14 protein-coding genes are annotated in these 15,804 nt (G+C 63.6%); 6 read left to right on the top strand and 8 right to left on the bottom strand.

Features of this window, described 5'->3' with window-relative positions; all coding sequences use genetic code 11:
• Positions 1–51: 51 nt before the first annotated feature.
• The 4 genes from moaA (at position 52) to RAD04_RS25575 (ending at position 4,912) form a co-directional block, all read left to right on the top strand.
• On the top strand, positions 52–1,071 hold the full coding sequence (gene moaA / locus RAD04_RS25560; protein WP_018319985.1) for a GTP 3',8-cyclase MoaA: 1,020 nt from the start codon (positions 52–54) through the stop codon (positions 1,069–1,071).
• A gap of 170 nt (positions 1,072–1,241) precedes the next feature.
• Positions 1,242–1,823 carry a TRAP transporter small permease subunit gene (locus RAD04_RS25565; protein WP_091953964.1) on the top strand — a complete coding sequence of 194 codons (582 nt, stop codon included), beginning with the start codon at positions 1,242–1,244 and terminating at the stop codon, positions 1,821–1,823.
• Positions 1,824–1,849: 26 nt separating this feature from the next.
• Positions 1,850–3,505: a TRAP transporter large permease gene (locus RAD04_RS25570; protein ID WP_461625977.1), complete on the top strand. Its 1,656-nt coding sequence runs from the start codon at positions 1,850–1,852 to the stop codon at positions 3,503–3,505.
• 120 nt (positions 3,506–3,625) lie between these two features.
• Positions 3,626–4,912: a M20/M25/M40 family metallo-hydrolase gene (locus tag RAD04_RS25575; RefSeq protein ID WP_461625978.1), complete on the top strand. Its 1,287-nt coding sequence runs from the start codon at positions 3,626–3,628 to the stop codon at positions 4,910–4,912.
• A 25-nt stretch (positions 4,913–4,937) separates the two neighbouring features.
• On the opposite strand, the gene RAD04_RS25580 is transcribed toward RAD04_RS25575, so the two are convergent.
• From RAD04_RS25580 to RAD04_RS25615, 8 genes are all read right to left on the bottom strand, one after another.
• Entirely contained in the window at positions 4,938–6,359 is a 1,422-nt protein-coding gene (locus RAD04_RS25580) for a sensor histidine kinase (RefSeq protein ID WP_461625979.1), read from the bottom strand.
• Position 6,360: 1 nt separating this feature from the next.
• The gene (locus tag RAD04_RS25585) at positions 6,361–7,035 is read right to left on the bottom strand and encodes a response regulator (protein WP_018319980.1); all 675 of its coding nucleotides are present in this window, start codon (positions 7,033–7,035) and stop codon (positions 6,361–6,363) included.
• A 190-nt stretch (positions 7,036–7,225) separates the two neighbouring features.
• Positions 7,226–7,789, bottom strand: coding sequence for a MarR family winged helix-turn-helix transcriptional regulator (locus RAD04_RS25590; protein WP_461625980.1), 564 nt, complete (start codon positions 7,787–7,789; stop codon positions 7,226–7,228).
• Between the two features lie 486 nt (positions 7,790–8,275).
• Positions 8,276–8,626: a YunG family protein gene (locus RAD04_RS25595; protein WP_461625981.1), complete on the bottom strand. Its 351-nt coding sequence runs from the start codon at positions 8,624–8,626 to the stop codon at positions 8,276–8,278.
• A 335-nt stretch (positions 8,627–8,961) separates the two neighbouring features.
• Entirely contained in the window at positions 8,962–10,050 is a 1,089-nt protein-coding gene (locus tag RAD04_RS25600) for a TRAP transporter substrate-binding protein (RefSeq protein ID WP_461618436.1), read from the bottom strand.
• A 168-nt stretch (positions 10,051–10,218) separates the two neighbouring features.
• Entirely contained in the window at positions 10,219–11,307 is a 1,089-nt protein-coding gene (locus RAD04_RS25605; protein ID WP_461625982.1) for a TRAP transporter substrate-binding protein, read from the bottom strand.
• A gap of 221 nt (positions 11,308–11,528) precedes the next feature.
• Positions 11,529–12,671 carry an Mrp/NBP35 family ATP-binding protein gene (locus RAD04_RS25610; RefSeq protein ID WP_461625983.1) on the bottom strand — a complete coding sequence of 381 codons (1,143 nt, stop codon included), beginning with the start codon at positions 12,669–12,671 and terminating at the stop codon, positions 11,529–11,531.
• 129 nt (positions 12,672–12,800) lie between these two features.
• Positions 12,801–13,238 carry a VOC family protein gene (locus tag RAD04_RS25615; protein WP_461625984.1) on the bottom strand — a complete coding sequence of 146 codons (438 nt, stop codon included), beginning with the start codon at positions 13,236–13,238 and terminating at the stop codon, positions 12,801–12,803.
• Positions 13,239–13,435: 197 nt separating this feature from the next.
• On the opposite strand from RAD04_RS25615, the gene RAD04_RS25620 reads away from it, so the two are divergent.
• Together RAD04_RS25620 and nhaD are read left to right on the top strand one after the other, a co-directional pair.
• Positions 13,436–14,308 (top strand): NAD(P)-dependent oxidoreductase, encoded by an 873-nt coding sequence (locus RAD04_RS25620; protein WP_461625985.1) that lies wholly within the window; start codon positions 13,436–13,438, stop codon positions 14,306–14,308.
• 114 nt (positions 14,309–14,422) lie between these two features.
• Entirely contained in the window at positions 14,423–15,703 is a 1,281-nt protein-coding gene (gene nhaD / locus RAD04_RS25625; RefSeq protein WP_461625986.1) for a sodium:proton antiporter NhaD, read from the top strand.
• Positions 15,704–15,804 lie beyond the last annotated feature (101 nt).

Raw genomic sequence — 15,804 nt, forward strand, 5'->3', positions numbered from 1 at the left:
CACCGCTGAAGCCAAGGTGCGCTCGTCGCCGTTAGTGACAAGGCCTCTCGCATGAACGGATCCGCCGCGCTGTCCACCCCGATGACCGATCCGTTCGGGCGGACCATCAGCTATTTGCGCGTTTCGGTCACCGACCGCTGCGACCTGCGCTGCTTCTACTGCATGTCGGAGGACATGACGTTCCTGCCCAAGGCGAACCTGTTGACGCTGGAGGAACTCGACCGGCTCTGCTCGGCCTTCATCGCCAAGGGCGTCAAGAAGCTGCGGCTCACCGGTGGCGAGCCGCTGGTCCGGCGCAACGTGATGACGCTGGTCCGCTCGCTGTCGCGGCATCTGTCGAGCGGCGCCCTGAACGAGCTGACGCTGACCACCAACGGCACCCAGCTTGCGAAACACGCAAGCGAGCTCGCCGATTGTGGCGTGCGCCGCATCAACGTCTCGCTCGATACGCTCGATCCCAAGAAGTTTCGCGAGATCACCCGCTGGGGTGAGATCGACAAGGTGCTGGAAGGCATCGAGGCCGCGCGCGCCGCAGGACTTGCCGTGAAGATCAACGCGGTGGCGCTGAAGAACCTCAACGAGGACGAGCTTCCCGACCTGATGCGCTGGGCCCACGGCAAGGGCATGGGCCTGACGCTGATCGAGGTCATGCCGATGGGCGAGATCGGCTCGGGTCGCATCGACCAGTATCTGCCGCTGTCGCTGGTGCGCGCGCGCCTCGCCCAGCAATTTACGCTGACGGATTTAGCGGAGAGCACCGGAGGTCCGGCCCGCTATGTCAGCGTCACCGAGACCGGCGGCAAGCTCGGCTTCATCACGCCGATGACGCATAATTTCTGTGAATCCTGCAACCGGGTTCGCATTACCTGCACGGGGACGCTGCACACCTGCCTCGGCCACGAGGATGCCTCCGATCTGCGCAAACCTCTGCGTGCATCCGATGACGACATGCTGCTTGCGGATGCGATCGACCGCGCCATCGGCCTGAAGCCCAAGGGCCACGATTTCATCATCGACCGCCGCCACGACCGTCCCAGCGTCTCCAGGCACATGAGCGTCACCGGCGGCTGACACCCTCGGCTGCGGCCTTATTCCCCTTAACTATCAACAAACTTCCAATTGACGGGCGGCACGCCCGCTGGTTTGGTGCGGCAGCCTCATGCCTGCGCGGCGAGACAAGCCACGCGCCCGCTTCGGCGCAGTCAAGACGGCCGGGGCACACCATCGGGGAGGACCTATCGTTGCAAGCGCTCCTGAAGCTGAGCCAAGGGATCGACGCGTTCACACGCTGGACGGGCAAACGCCTGGCGTGGCTGATCGTGGCCGCCGTCATCATCTCGGCGGTCAATGCGATCATCCGCAAGACGTTCGACACGTCCTCCAATTCGTGGCTCGAGCTGCAATGGGTGCTGTTCAGCATCGTGTTTCTGCTGTGCTCGCCCTGGACGCTGCTCGACAACGAGCATATCCGCATCGACATTGTGAACAACACGCTGCCGAAGACGGTCCGCAACCTCATCGATGTGATCGGTCACCTGTTCTTCCTCATTCCGCTGTGCATCGTCATGATCATCACCGGCGTGCCGTTCTTCCAGCGCTCATTCCATATCAACGAGCAATCCGGCAACGCCGGCGGTCTGCCGCAATGGCCCGCCAAATCCCTGATCATGATCGGGTTCGCCTTCCTGCTCGTTCAAGGCATCTCCGAGCTGATCAAGCGAATTGCCGTCATGCGCGGAATGATTCCGGACCCGCATGAATCCCAGGTGTCGGCGCTGGAGGCGGAAGTCGAGCATCTCGTCGAAGCGATCGAGAAGAAGTAGCCGTTGGCGACGGTTTAGGGGAAATCATGACCGCGTTTATCATCGCCAATATGGCGCCCATCATGTTCGCGTCGCTGGTCGTCATGCTGCTGCTCGGCTATCCGGCGGCATTCTCGCTCGGCGCCGTGGGCCTGTTCTACGCCATCGTCGGCATCCAGCTCGGCGAGTTCCGCCCGGACTTCCTCCAGGCGCTGCCCGAGCGCGTCTACGGCGTGATGAACAACGACACGCTGCTCGCCATTCCCTTCTTCACCTTCATGGGGCTTGTGCTGGAACGGTCGGGCATGGCCGAGGACCTGCTCGACACCATCGGCCAATTGTTCGGGACCATCCGCGGCGGCCTTGCCTATGCCGTGATCTTCGTCGGCGCGCTGCTCGCCGCAACGACGGGCGTGGTCGCCGCCTCCGTGATCTCGATGGGCCTGATCTCGCTGCCGATCATGCTGCGCTATGGCTATGACCGCCGCGTGGCCGCCGGCGTCATCGCCGCGTCCGGCACGCTCGCGCAGATCATTCCGCCCTCGCTCGTTCTGATCGTGATGGCCGACCAGCTCGGCAAGTCCGTCGGCGACATGTACGAAGGCGCCTTCATCCCCGGTCTCGTGCTCGCCGGCCTCTACGCCGGTTACGCCTTCCTCGTCAGCATGTTCTTCCCGAAGGCCACCCCGGGCCTGCCGAAGGAAGCCATCGGCTTCCGCGAGGAGAGTGGCAGCCGCGGCCTGGTCTCGCTTGGTATGCTGTTCCTCGCGAGCTGCGTATTCGGTTGGTTCATGATGCGCAATTCGACTGTGCATGGTGCCGATTACGTCGTCCTCAGCATGTTCTGCGGCATCATCTTCGCCTTCGTCGTCGCCGTGGTGAACTGGGTCATCGACAAGCTCACCGGCTTCCGTTTCCTTTCGAAGATGGCGCAGCAGACCACCTTCGTCATGGTGCCGCCGCTGTTCCTGATCTTCCTGGTGCTGGGTACGATCTTCATCGGCATCGCGACCCCGACCGAAGGCGGCGCGATGGGTGCCGCCGGCGCCCTCATCCTCGGTGCCGCGAAGCGGCGGCTGAGCTGGGACCTGATCCGGCAAGCCACGGAATCGACGGCCAAGCTGTCGGCTTTCGTCGTATTCATCCTGGTCGGCGCCCGCGTGTTCTCGCTCACCTTCTACGGCGTCAACGGCCACGTCTGGGTCGAGCACCTGCTCACCTCCCTGCCCGGCGGCCAGGTCGGCTTCCTGATCTTCGTCAACGTCTTCGTGTTCGTGCTGGCCTTCTTCCTCGACTTCTTCGAGCTGGCCTTCATCGTGATCCCGCTGCTCGGACCTGCCGCCGAGCATCTCGGCATCGACCTGATCTGGTTCGGCGTCATCCTCGGCGTCAACATGCAGACTTCGTTCATGCATCCGCCGTTCGGCTTTGCGCTATTCTATCTCCGCTCGGTCGCGCCGAAGGAGCGATACACCGATCGCGTCACCGGCAAGCGGATGGAACCGGTCACCACAGGCCAGATCTATTGGGGCGCGGTGCCATTCGTCGTCATCCAGATGATCATGGTCGGTCTGGTGATCGCGTTCCCGTCGATGGTCATGCACTACAAGGGCGTGCAGACCAACATCGATCCCAACACGATCAAGATCGAGGTGCCGCAGATCGAGCTGCCGCCGCTGGATCTCGGACCACCGTCGAAGTAGCCGCGGACGCCCCTCGCCGTCGTGCTCCGCTCAAGCGGCGCATGACGCGCGACGGCGCGCGTGACAAGCACCGGAAACGGAGGCATACCGGGCCATCCTCAGCCCTAAGGATGGCCACTCATGCCTCGATTTCGCCCTGCTCCATTCGTTGCCCCGTTGATCGCCTCACTCTGGCTGACCTGTGCCGCAACGATGGTGCGGGCCGAGCCGGTCGCCGATGTTCACGCGCTGGCGCAGAAAGAGCAGCAGCCGCTGCTCGATACGCTGCGTGATCTCGTCTCCATCGAATCCGGCAGCAAGGACATCGAAGGCCTAAACCAGATCGCCGAGCGCGTTGCCGGTCAGCTCAAGCAGCTCGGCGGCGCGGTGGAGATCCTGCAAGCCACCGACATCTATCGCCTCGACGACACGCCCGAGAAGATCGGGCCGGCCGTGCACGCCGTGTTCAAGGGCACGGGAACTAAAAAGATCATGCTGATCGCCCATATGGACACGGTGTACCTGAAGGGCATGCTGAAGGATCAGCCGTTCCGCATCGACGGCGACAAGGCCTATGGCCTCGGCATCGCCGACGACAAGCAGGGCGTCGCGCTCATTCTCCACACCGTGGCCTTGCTGCAGAAGCTGGCCTTCAGGGACTACGGCACGCTCACGGTGCTCACGAACGGCGACGAGGAGATCTCCTCCCCCGGCTGGCGCAGCACCATCACCAAATTCGCCTCTGATCAGGACGCGGTGTTCTCGTTCGAAGGCGGCGGCACCGACGGCACGCTGCGCCTGGCCACCAGCGGCATCGGCTCGGCCTATCTCACGGTGCAGGGCAAGTCCTCCCATGCGGGCGCGCGGCCGGAGGGCGGCGTGAATGCGCTGTACGAGCTCTCTCACCAGGTTCTGCAGATGAAGGACCTGTCCAAGCCGGAGCAGGGCCTGAAGTTGAATTGGACGGTCTCCAAATCAGGCACCAACCGCAACGTGATCCCCGCCGACGCCACCGCCCAGGCCGACGCGCGCGCGCTCAAGGTGTCCGACTTCGACGAGTTGGAGAAGGCGCTGCAGGACAAGATCAAGAATCGCCTGCTGCCGGACTCCAAGGTCAATTTGAAGTTCGAGGTGCGTCGCCCGCCGTTAGAGGCCAACGAGGCCTCACGCCGCGTGGCAGCCTATGGCAAGACGATCTATGGGGAGATCGGCATGTCCCTCAAGGTCGACGAGAAGGCGACCGGCGGCGGCACCGACGCGGCCTTTGCCGCGCTGAAGACCAGTGGAGCCGTCGTGGAGGGCATGGGCCTGTCGGGCTTCGGTGCGCACTCCAACGACGCCGAATATGTCCAGATCAACAGCATCGTGCCGCGGTTGTATCTGGCCACACGCATGATCATGGATCTGTCCACGGGCAAGCTGAAATAGCGACGGCCTTTCTTCCTTCTCCCCCTCATGTCCGCTGAAGCCCTGGCGAGGCGGATGGGGAAGTAGGCAAGGAGACCGTCTTGTCCGCTAGCCGAAACCGCAGCGTGAACTCGGCCCCGCCGCCGGGGAGGTTCTCCACCGCGACCGTGGCCGCGTGATCATCCGCCACGGCGCGCACGATCGAGAGTCCCAGTCCCGCGCCGTCGCTGCGGCGGCGGTCGGCGCGCCAGAAGCGCTGGAAGATCAGCTCGCGCTCGGCCTCCGCGATCCCCGGGCCGCTATCGCGCACGCGCACCGAACCGTCCTCGCGCACCTCGACGTCGACGGTGGTGTCTTTTGCCGTGAACTTGATGGCGTTTTCCGCGAGGTTGAAGACCGCGCGCTGCAGCATCTCCGAATTGCCGTGGATCCTGACAGGCGCGTCGGTACCCCGGAGCGCGATATCCTTGTGCTGCGCGATCGCGAACGGGGCGATCGAGGCGACCACTTCGGCGCAGACGGCGCGCAAATCCGCAGTCTCGCCGGGATCGAGCACCAGGGTGTCCAGCTCGGCGATCTCCAGCAATTGCGCGACGAGGCGGCTCATGGTTTCGATGTCGGCATGCAGCGCATGCCGTGCCGCCCGATCGTCGAGCGTCTCGATTCGCGTGCGCAGGATCGCGAGCGGCGTGCGCAATTGATGCGCGGCATCCGCGGTGAACTGCCGCTGTACCCGAAAGCCGCCTTCGAGGCGGTCGAGCGCCTGGTTGACGGCGGTGACTAGCGGCAAGATCTCGCGCGGGATCTGCTCCGTCGGCAGGCGGATGTCGGTGCGCGCCGGACCGATATTGCTGGCCTCCTCGGAGGCCTTCCACAGCGGCGCGATCGCGCGGCGGAAGATGATGATGTCGGTGGCGAGCAGGACCAGCAGGATCGGGATGGTGATCCATCCCACGCGCCGGAAGAAGTTCGACACGATGTCGTCGATGATGACGTCCCGGTGCGCGAGGTCCTCGGCGACCTGGATGCGCACCGTCTTGCCGTCGATGTCGCGGGTGACGGCGGCGCCGGAGATGCTCTCCGACGAGCGCGGTGCAGCGGTGGCGGCGGAGCGCCGATGGGAGGAGAACAGCAGCCGGCCCTCGGCATCGCGAATGTCGTACTGATAGCGGCCATACGCTTCCGAATAGAGGCCCTTGAGACTGTCGGGCAGATTGAACGTCAGCAGTCCGCCCGGCTGGACAACGATGCGCTCCGCCAGCACCTCGGCCTGGGCGCGCATGGCGTCGCGATGCAGCTGGTCGATCTCGGAATTGAGCAGCCAGAACAGCACCAGCGGCAGGAAGATCGCGACCACCGCGACCGCCAGGATGTGCAGGAACACGATGCGCCAGATCAGCGATTTGAACGTCGGAGACCTGCCATAGGACCCGGCATAGGATCCGACGTTGGATCCGAGCTGGGCCACGCTATTTCTCCACGTCCATGAGATAGCCGACGCCGCGGATGGTATGGATCACGACCTTGGCGCCGTGTTCGGCGAGCTGCTTGCGCAGCCGCGAGACATAGACCTCGACCGCGTTGGAGGCGACCTCGCCGTCGAGCCCGAAGATGTGGTCCTCGACGTTCTTCTTCGGCACTACCCGCCCCTGCCGGCGCAGCAAAATCTCCAGCACCGAGGTCTCGCGCGCGGAGATGATCCGCGGCTGGTCGTCGACGAAGATCTGGCGGCTCTCGGTGTCGTAGACGAGGTTGGCGAGACTGAGCGAGCGGCCGAGCAGCTGGCCCGGCCGGCGCAGGATCGCCTCCAGCCGCGCCACCAGTTCCTCCATCGCGAACGGCTTGGCGAGATAGTCGTCGGCGCCGCTGCGCAGACCGCTGACGCGGTCCTGCAGACCGCCGCGGGCGGTCAGCACCAGCACGGGGAGCGGTTCCATCTTGATGCGCAACTCGCGCAGCACCGACAGGCCGTCGCCGTCGGGCAGCCCGAGATCGAGGATCATCGCGGCATAGCTGACGCTGCTCACCGCCTCGCGAGCCTCGGCCGCGCTGCCGACGATGTCGCTCTGATAGCCAGCCGCCGCCAGCCCGCCAGCGACGAGGCGCGACAGCTCGGCATTGTCCTCGACGATCAGAAGGCGCATCGCATATCCGCCGGATACTCAGGTCACCGCACGCCTCGCGCGGCATCTTCGCTGTCTTCCATCATTCCGGACGCCTCGGCCAGCGAAAAAGCGTCCGGCCGAACCAGTCGTCTGTCAGGTTTTTGTAAGCCGACCAGGTGTGCCCCATAGCCAAAGGCAGGGCCTGCAGACGTTCGTAGCAGCTATCCTCCTAGCCTCGTCCCTCGAAATAGGCGCAAAGCAGGGTCGTGTCCTTTGGAGCTATGGATTTCCGGAACAGCCGGCACTTGAAGCGACGATCCTTCCCCTCTCCGCTCTCGATCAGGAACATGCACCTGCCGCAGACGTCGGCGTTGTGACGGCGCTTGGCAACATCGAGCCCATCGAGGACGCGGCGAAGCGTATCGCGCAGCTGAGATCGATCCGGGAGCTCAAGTGTCACGAGCTGATCTCGAAGGACGTTAATTGGATCGCGCTCGAGGAACTTCTCGCCTTCGCTCGTGATGCAGAGCGCAATCGAGCGCTTGTCTTCTGCAGATGGCTTGCGAACCATCAACCCCTTGCTCTCGAGCACGGCGGCGATCTGCGATGCGACGCTGCGGGTCGTGCCCAGAAAGCTGGCGAGAGCCGTGGGCGTCCGCGAGAACCTGTTTGCGCGGGCGAGAAAGCGCAAGGCCATCCATTCCCGATCGCTCAGCCCCGCAAGGCTCCCTTCAAAAAGCCAGGTGTCGGCCGATTGGACCAGGAGTTGTAGAATTTCAATTGCCAGTCTCATTTGAGAAGTCCCACGGGAAACGGCGGCCCTGGCATCTCGATCAACGATCGAGAGCCGCCGTGTTCGATGAATGCTGCATTCCCGTCGGGACTGGTTGAGTCCGGTATACCGTACCGTGAAGCCCGACCGGCGCGATGACACGCTGCGACTTCAGCCCGATTGCCGGATTCCGATAACTCGACCGTTCCGTAAAAGGAACACCGAAAAACTACGCAGCGCGTGGACGTTGAATGACACGAAATCTCGCGCGTCCGAACGCGATGGTCTCTCCCGGCGCAGCGCTGATGAGCAGGCATCAAAGAAGGCCACTCTTGTCAGGTTCGTGTAAGCAACGGGCACTTCAGCATGCAGGGATGGAGAGAGCGCAGCGAAGAACCACCTTATGGATGGATACGTTCCGAACAGACACCTCCGGCAAGTCTCAACGGAAAGCAACGCATGCACGTTGTCAGATTCACGCTCACCTTCGCCTTCTGCCTGATGGTGCTAGCCCGACTTGGTATGGCTCTGCTGAAATGCTGCCCTTAGTTCGGCTAATTGATCGCTCGTTGCTCCCAGCAACGCGTCGGCCTCATCTGCAGGCAAGTCCGCATAAGCGATCGGCCGGTCGAACTGGCCCGCCGTGAAGTCGTACCTCTTGCCTTCGATCCGATTGTAAAAATGGTCGCCGGCCGGCAGTGGCGTCTTCAGCAGGTCGCCGCCGAAGAGTTCATGAACGAGCAGCGACGTGACGTTGCATTGTCCTGCGGCCGGATTGTCCGCCGTCCATTGGCTCGCGGTGGACCGTGACCACGCCTTGAGCAGCGCGCTTTGAACGGCCTCGGGATCGAAACTCATCGTCATGTCCAAACGGCTGCCGACGAACCATATTTCGGATTATTAGATCCTAACATTCTGCTTTGCCCGACAAGTCAAGTGCTCCTGGTTTCAAAGGAGCTGCCGAGCGAAGCCATCCCTCGATAGAGCCGGTTTCGGAATAGCCTCCTCCCGCACACCGCAGCACCGACCCGCCTTCACGAAGGCCGCTTGAACCGGCCGATTTTTTCTCATGACTTATCAAGCCGCTGGCTACTGTGCATGGGGTTGTTTTTCAAATTTTGAGTCGGGCACCGACCAGGACAAGAAGCCCCGGAGCTTTCGCTCCGGGGCGCTGCATCCAACCGGTGATGAGCTCAGCTCTGCGAGCGCCGCGCCATGAAGATGTCGTAGCCGACCTCGGCGACCTGGAACCAGGCGTAGCCGTCGCTCGTGAACTTGGCGAGGGAGTCGTGCACCTTCTTGAAACTGGCGTTGGTCGCGCCGACTTCGGCATGCAGCTCCTTGGCGGCCTTGTGGCAGGCATCCATGATCGACGGCGAGAAGGCGTGCAGCTTGGTGCCGCCCGCGAGCAGCTTCTTCAGCGCCAGCGGATTGGCGGTGTCGTAGCGCGCCATCATGTAGTTGTTGGCGTAGTGGCCGGCCTGCTCCAGCACGCTCTGATAATATTTCGGCAGCGCGTTCCACTTGTCGAGGTTGACGAAGGCCAGCAGCATCGGCCCGCCTTCCCACCAGCCGGGATAGTAGTAGTGCGGCGCGATCTTGTAGAAGCCGAGCTTCTCGTCGTCATAGGGGCCGACCCATTCGGCGGCGTCGATGGTGCCCTTTTCCAGCGCGGGATAGATGTCGCCGCCAGCGAGCTGCTGCGGCACCACGCCGAGCTTCTGGAGCACGCGGCCGGCAAAGCCGCCGACGCGGAACTTCATGCCCTTGAGATCCTCGGGCGTGTTGATCTCTTTCCTGAACCAGCCGCCCATCTGGCAACCGGTGTTGCCCGCGAGCAGCGAGACGACGTTGTAGCTCTTGTAGAACTCGTTGAGGACATCGCGCCCGCCGCCCTGCATGTACCAGGCCTGGTTGATGCGCATGTTGGGGCCGAACGGCACGGCCGAACCGAAGGTGAAGGTCGGATCCTTGCCGAAATAGTAGTAGGACGCGGTGTGGCCGATTTCGCAGGTGCCGTTCTGAACGGCGTCGAGCACCTGGAGGCCCGGCACGATCTCGCCGGCCGCGAAGATCTGGATCTGGAATTTGTTGTCGGTCGCCTCGGCGACCATCTTGCACATCATCTCGGCGCCACCAAACAGCGTGTCGAGCGATTTCGGCCAGCTCGTCGGCATGCGCCATTTGATTTCCGGCATCGACTGCGCGATCGCGGGAGCCGCAAGCGTGGCCGCGCCGGCCGCACCAAGTCCTGTGACCTTGATGAAGTCTCTTCTCTTCATGATTTCCTGCCCTGATGTACCAGTGATTGTGGGCCTTCTTGCCGAGGCTTGGCACCACCATGACGCAAGCCACGGCCCAACGCCATCCCGATCGCACTGCGGCAAAGAAAAAGCCCGGCCTCCACTGGAGGCCGGGCTTTCCGGTCTTGCGACTTTAGGCCTAGGCGATCAGCCGCGCGTGCGCGAGCGGATCATGAAGCTGTCGTAGGTATATTCGGCAACCTGCCACCACAGATATTCGTCGGAGCGATAGGCCTGCATGGCGTCGATCGACTTCTTGAAGTCGGGGTTCTTGCCCGAGATCTCCGCCCAGAGCTCGTTGGTCGCCTTGAGGCAGGCTTCCAGCACCTCGTTGGTGAAGGGACGAAGCTGGGTGCCGCCGGCAACCAATCGCTTCAGCGCCGCCGGGTTCTGCATGTCGTAGCGCGCGGCCATCCAGGCGTTGGCGTTGGCCGTCGCGTTGGTGAGGATCGCCTGATAGTTCTTCGGCAGCGAATTCCACTTATCCAGGTTGGTGAAGGCATGGACGGTCGGACCACCTTCCCAGAAGCCCGGGTAGTAGTAGTACTTGGCGACCTTGGCGAAGCCGAGCTTCTCGTCATCGTAGGGACCGACCCACTCGGCGGCGTCGATGGTGCCCTTCTCCAGCGCCGGATAGATGTCGCCGCCGGCGAGCTGCTGCGGCACCACGCCGACCTTCTGGAGCACCTGGCCGGCAATGCCGCCGATGCGCATCTTGAGGCCGGAGAGGTCGGCAACGGTCTTGATCTCCTTGCGGAACCAGCCGCCCATCTGGGTGCCGGTGTTGCCGCAGGGGAAACCGACCACGTTCGACTTCTTGAAGAACTCGTTGGCGAGCTCGTTGCCGCCGCCCTGATAGAGCCACGAATTCTGCTGGCGCGCGTTGAGGCCGAACGGCACCGAGGCGAAGATCGCGAAGGTCGGATCCTTGCCGACGTAGTAATAGGACACCGTGTGGCACATCTCGACGGTGCCGCTGGAGGTCGCATCGAGCGCCTGCAGGCCGGGAACGAGTTCACCGGCGGCGAACACCTGGATCTGGAATTTGTTGTCGGTCATCTCGGCGACGTACTTCGCCAACTGCTCGGCACCGCCATAGATGGTATCGAGCGACTTCGGGAAGCTCGAAGTCAGGCGCCACTTCACCTCGGGCGAGGACTGCGCGATCGCCGGCGAGGCCACCGCGGTCGCCGCCGCGCCTGCTGCCGACACTTTCAGAAAATCACGACGCTTCATCTTCAGGTCTCTCCTTGCTGGGGCGTTTCCCCTTAACTTCTCTTCTTGCCGCCGCTCATTCCGGCGACGCGTTAGGGCCGCGTCGAACCGAAGGGGCTTGACTGCCGTGGGCCTTTACCACGGAAGCCCCGGTTGCGGAACGCGACAATGGCATGACGGGGCTCTACGAAAGTCGCATGCCCCCCAAAAGGCCAATGAAAGCGTGGCCGCGGGCGGCCGGCTCAGGCCGCCGCGATGACGCCCTTGAGCTGGTCGCGGACCTGCCCTGCAATGGCGCGGTAGATCGCCGCATGAGGACCGTCCGGCTCGCTGTCGACGACGGGATTGCCGGCATCCGAGCTGGCGCGAATCGCCATGTGCAGAGGGATCTCGCCGAGGAAGGGTACTTCGAGCTTCTCGGCCTCGTGCCGCGCCCCGCCATGGCCGAAAATGTCCGACCGCGTGCCGCAATGCGGGCATTGGAAGTAGCTCATGTTCTCGACGATGCCGAGCACGGGCACGTTGACCTTCTTGAACATGGCAAGCCCGCGTCGCGCGTCGATCAGGGACAGATCCTGCGGGGTCGAGACGATCACGGCGCCCTTCAGCGGCACGTTCTGCGCCAGCGTGAGCTGGGCATCGCCGGTGCCCGGCGGCATGTCGACGACCAGCACGTCGAGCTTGCCCCATTCGACGTCGCGCAGCATCTGCGTCACCGCCGACATCACCATGGGACCGCGCCAGATCATCGCGGTCTCTTCCTCGACCAGGAAGCCGATCGACATGATGGCGAGGCCGAAGCGCCGAAGCGGAATCATTTTTCGCTCGTCGTTCAGCTCCGGCTTGTCGTGCAGGCCGGTCAGCCGTGGCACCGAGGGGCCGTAGATGTCGGCGTCGAGCAGCCCGACCTTGAGGCCGAGGTCGCGCAGGCCCAGCGCCAGGTTCAGCGCGGTGGTCGACTTGCCGACGCCGCCCTTGCCGGAGGCGACCGCGATCACGGCGGCAACGCCGGGGATTTCCGACTGCCGCGCCATCGGCGATTGGGCGCCACCCTGTGGCGGCGGCTTGTGGGCATGGACCGGCTGCACGCCGGGCGTGCCGCGGCTGGGTTGCGGGGGTGGCGGCGGCGCGGAGCCCGGTTTGCGCTCGGCGGTCAGCGCCACCATGACGGTGGTCACGCCGGGAATGGTGCGCACAGCGGCCTCGGCTTCGGCCCGGATGGGCTCCCAGGCCCTCGCCTCGGCGGCATCGACATTGATCGAGAAGAACACCTTGCCGTCGGACGCGCTGATCGCGCTCAGCACATTGGCATTGGTGAGCGCGACCCCGCGGGGGGATTTGATCCGGGCGAGAGTGTCGAGAACCTGTTGCTGCGTCACGCTCAAAGCGCATCTCCTGAACGGAGCATGATCCGGACCGGGAGGACGGCACCAGCGCAAAGCGTGGCGCGGCTTTCCGGCAAGGTCATGCTCGAGACTTTAGGATGCCCCATTAGAGCGGAAACGCCCAAAAGGCTACTGCCTGCCGATATCGTCAGCCTTCTCGGCGGGCGCCGCCCCCTGCTCCCTGGCCGCCTCGTAGTTCAGCTCGATCATGACCCCGTTGGGGTCGTTGACGAAGATCTGCCAGAGGTCGCCGCCGGGCACCTGGCGGGACTCGAACTTCATGTCCTTGGATGCCAGCCGCTGCTTCATGCCGGCGAAGCCGCTACTGGCGAAGGCGACATGATGGACAACGCCGGAATCCGGCTTTTGTGGCTCGGCCGTCGCAGAAATATCGACGAGGTGCACCACCGCCTTGCCCTCGCTGTACATCCAGGCGCCTGGGAAGGCGAAATTCGGCCGGGCGCCTTTTTCCAGGCCCAGCACATCCTCGTAGAAGCGGACGGTCTCGGCCAGATTCCGGGTCCGGATGTTGAAATGATCGAGGACGCCAACGCTCACGCCGCCCATGCTTTCGCTCCCTTTTTTGAAGTCCTTAGGTCCGCCATCCTAGCACAGGGGGCCGCCAAACGAAGCCGTTGCCCTCCCGGCTTAACGGTTTATGGTGCGCCTCCGATCCGCCCTCGCGGCGGAACTTCGAGGACGCCGCCCTGGCGCCCTCGCCCGGCTGCAACCGTAAAACTCAAGCTACGGACAAGGTACCACACATGGCTAAAGTCGCTTTCCTCGGTCTCGGCGTCATGGGCTACCCCATGGCCGGCCACCTCGTGAAAAAAGGGGGCCATGAGGTCACCGCCTACAACCGCACAGCGGCCAAGGCGAAGGAATGGGCGGACAAGTTCGGCGGCAAGACCGCGCCGACCCCGAAGGCCGCCGCAGAAGGCCAGGATTTCGTGATGTGCTGCGTCGGCAACGACCACGATCTGCGCGCGGTCACGATCGGCCCCGATGGCGCCTTCGCGGGCATGAAGAAGGGTGCGACCTTCGTTGACCACACCACCGCCTCCGCCGAAGTCGCGCGTGAACTGGATGCGGCCGCGACCAAGGCCGGCTTCAAGTTCATCGACGCGCCGGTCTCCGGCGGCCAGGCCGGCGCCGAGAACGGCGTGCTGACGGTGATGTGCGGCGGCGCGCAGGACGCCTATGCCGGCGCCGAGCCCATCATCACAGGCGCCTATGCGCGGATGTGCAAACTGCTCGGGCCCGCCGGAAGCGGCCAGCTGACGAAGATGGTCAACCAGATCTGCATCGCCGGTCTGGTGCAGGGTCTCTCCGAGGGTATCCACTTCGCCAAGAAGAGCGGCCTCGACGTCGCCGCAGTGATCGAGACCATCTCCAAGGGCGCGGCGCAGTCCTGGCAGATGGAGAATCGCTACAAGACCATGAACGAGGACAAGTACGATTTCGGCTTCGCGGTCGAATGGATGCGCAAGGACCTCTCAATCTCGCTGGCTGAAGCCCGCCGCAACGGCGCCAACCTGCCGGTCACCGCGCTGGTCGATCAGTTCTATTCCGAAGTCGAGAAGATGGGCGGCAAGCGCTGGGATACGTCGAGCCTGCTCGCGCGCCTGCAACGCTGAGGAACGCATTGACGGCCGCAGCCGGGGCAGCTGCGGCCCGCGCGGGTCTCGACGCGGCGCCCGTCGCGACGAGGCTCGCATTGAGCCGAAGAACGGATTCCGGGGGGAATTGACTTGCTGAGCGTGATAGCCGCCGTTTTCATCGTTGCGTATGCTGCCATCGCGCTCGAACATCCGCTCGGTGTCAACAAGAGCGCCTCGGCTCTCCTGGGAGCGGGCCTGCTCTGGACCATTTATGCGCTGTCCGTCGGCGACCCCTCGCTCGTCAACCATCAGCTCGACGAATCCGTCGCCTCGACCGCGCAGATCGTCTTCTTCCTGATCGGTGCCATGACGATCGTCGAGGTGATCGACGCCCACAACGGCTTCGAAGTCATCACCTCGATCATCCGCACCACGAAGCAGACCACGCTGATGTGGATCATCGGCTTCGTGACGTTCTTCCTGAGCGCGATCCTCGACAATCTCACCACCACCATCGTGATGATCTCGCTGATCCAGAAGCTGATCGGCAACAAGAGCGATCGCCTGCTGTTCGCCTCCATCATCGTCATCGCGGCCAATGCCGGCGGCGCCTGGACGGTGATCGGCGACGTCACGACGACGATGCTCTGGATCGGGGGCCAGATCTCTCCCGTCAACATCATGAAGTCGGTGTTCCTGCCGTCGCTGGTCAACCTGCTGATACCGCTGATCATCATCGGCTATTCGCTCAAGGGAAAGGAGATCGTCCCTCCGCTGCAAGGCCAAGCACAGGCCCTCAGGGTCGAGGTGTTCGAGCGCAATCTGATGTTCTATCTCGGCCTTGGCACCCTGGTTGCCGTGCCGGTTTTCAAGGCCGTGACGCACCTTGCGCCTTTCATGGGTATTCTTTTCGGGCTGGGCATCCTCTGGCTGGTCGGCGAGGTCGTGCACCGCCACAAGGACGAGGATGCGCGCCGTCCCCTCACCCTCGTCCATGCGCTGACGCGCATCGACATGAGCTCCATCGTGTTCTTCGTCGGCATCCTCATGGCCGTCGCGTGCCTGGAGCATGCTCGCGTGCTGGAACTGTTGGCGAAGTGGCTCGACGCCACGGTCGGGCGTCTCGACGTCATCGTCATCCTGCTCGGCCTCTTGAGCGCCATCATCGACAATGTGCCGCTCGTCGCGGCCACGATGGGCATGTACAGTCTGGTGCAACATCCGCCCGACAGCTTCATCTGGGAGTTCATCGCCTATTGCGCCGGCACTGGCGGCTCGATCCTGATCATCGGCTCGGCCGCGGGCGTTGCCGCCATGGGACTCGAGAAGATCGAGTTCTTCTGGTACGCCCGCCGTATCGCAGGCCCCGCCCTGGCGGGGTATCTGGCGGGCGCGATGGTCTACATCGCCCAGTACGCAGCGCTGCATTGACGGCGCAGGCGAGATCAAAATTAACGCCGGGTTAACGTAATTCTTTAGCTCCTTAAGTCACCTCTTAAGGATTTCTTGCCAGAGATAGACAATGCAGAAAG

It is taken from the genome of Bradyrhizobium sp. 25ACV (assembly GCF_054863005.1).

Coding starts and splice junctions, on each gene's coding strand:
- moaA (WP_018319985.1), top strand. CDS start 52: ATGAACGGATCCGCCGCGCTGTCCACCCCGATGACCGATCCGTTCGGG.
- RAD04_RS25570 (WP_461625977.1), top strand. CDS start 1,850: ATGACCGCGTTTATCATCGCCAATATGGCGCCCATCATGTTCGCGTCG.
- RAD04_RS25575 (WP_461625978.1), top strand. CDS start 3,626: ATGCCTCGATTTCGCCCTGCTCCATTCGTTGCCCCGTTGATCGCCTCA.
- RAD04_RS25585 (WP_018319980.1), bottom strand. CDS start 7,035: ATGCGCCTTCTGATCGTCGAGGACAATGCCGAGCTGTCGCGCCTCGTC.
- RAD04_RS25590 (WP_461625980.1), bottom strand. CDS start 7,789: ATGAGACTGGCAATTGAAATTCTACAACTCCTGGTCCAATCGGCCGAC.
- RAD04_RS25595 (WP_461625981.1), bottom strand. CDS start 8,626: ATGAGTTTCGATCCCGAGGCCGTTCAAAGCGCGCTGCTCAAGGCGTGG.
- RAD04_RS25600 (WP_461618436.1), bottom strand. CDS start 10,050: ATGAAGAGAAGAGACTTCATCAAGGTCACAGGACTTGGTGCGGCCGGC.
- RAD04_RS25605 (WP_461625982.1), bottom strand. CDS start 11,307: ATGAAGCGTCGTGATTTTCTGAAAGTGTCGGCAGCAGGCGCGGCGGCG.
- RAD04_RS25615 (WP_461625984.1), bottom strand. CDS start 13,238: ATGGGCGGCGTGAGCGTTGGCGTCCTCGATCATTTCAACATCCGGACC.
- RAD04_RS25620 (WP_461625985.1), top strand. CDS start 13,436: ATGGCTAAAGTCGCTTTCCTCGGTCTCGGCGTCATGGGCTACCCCATG.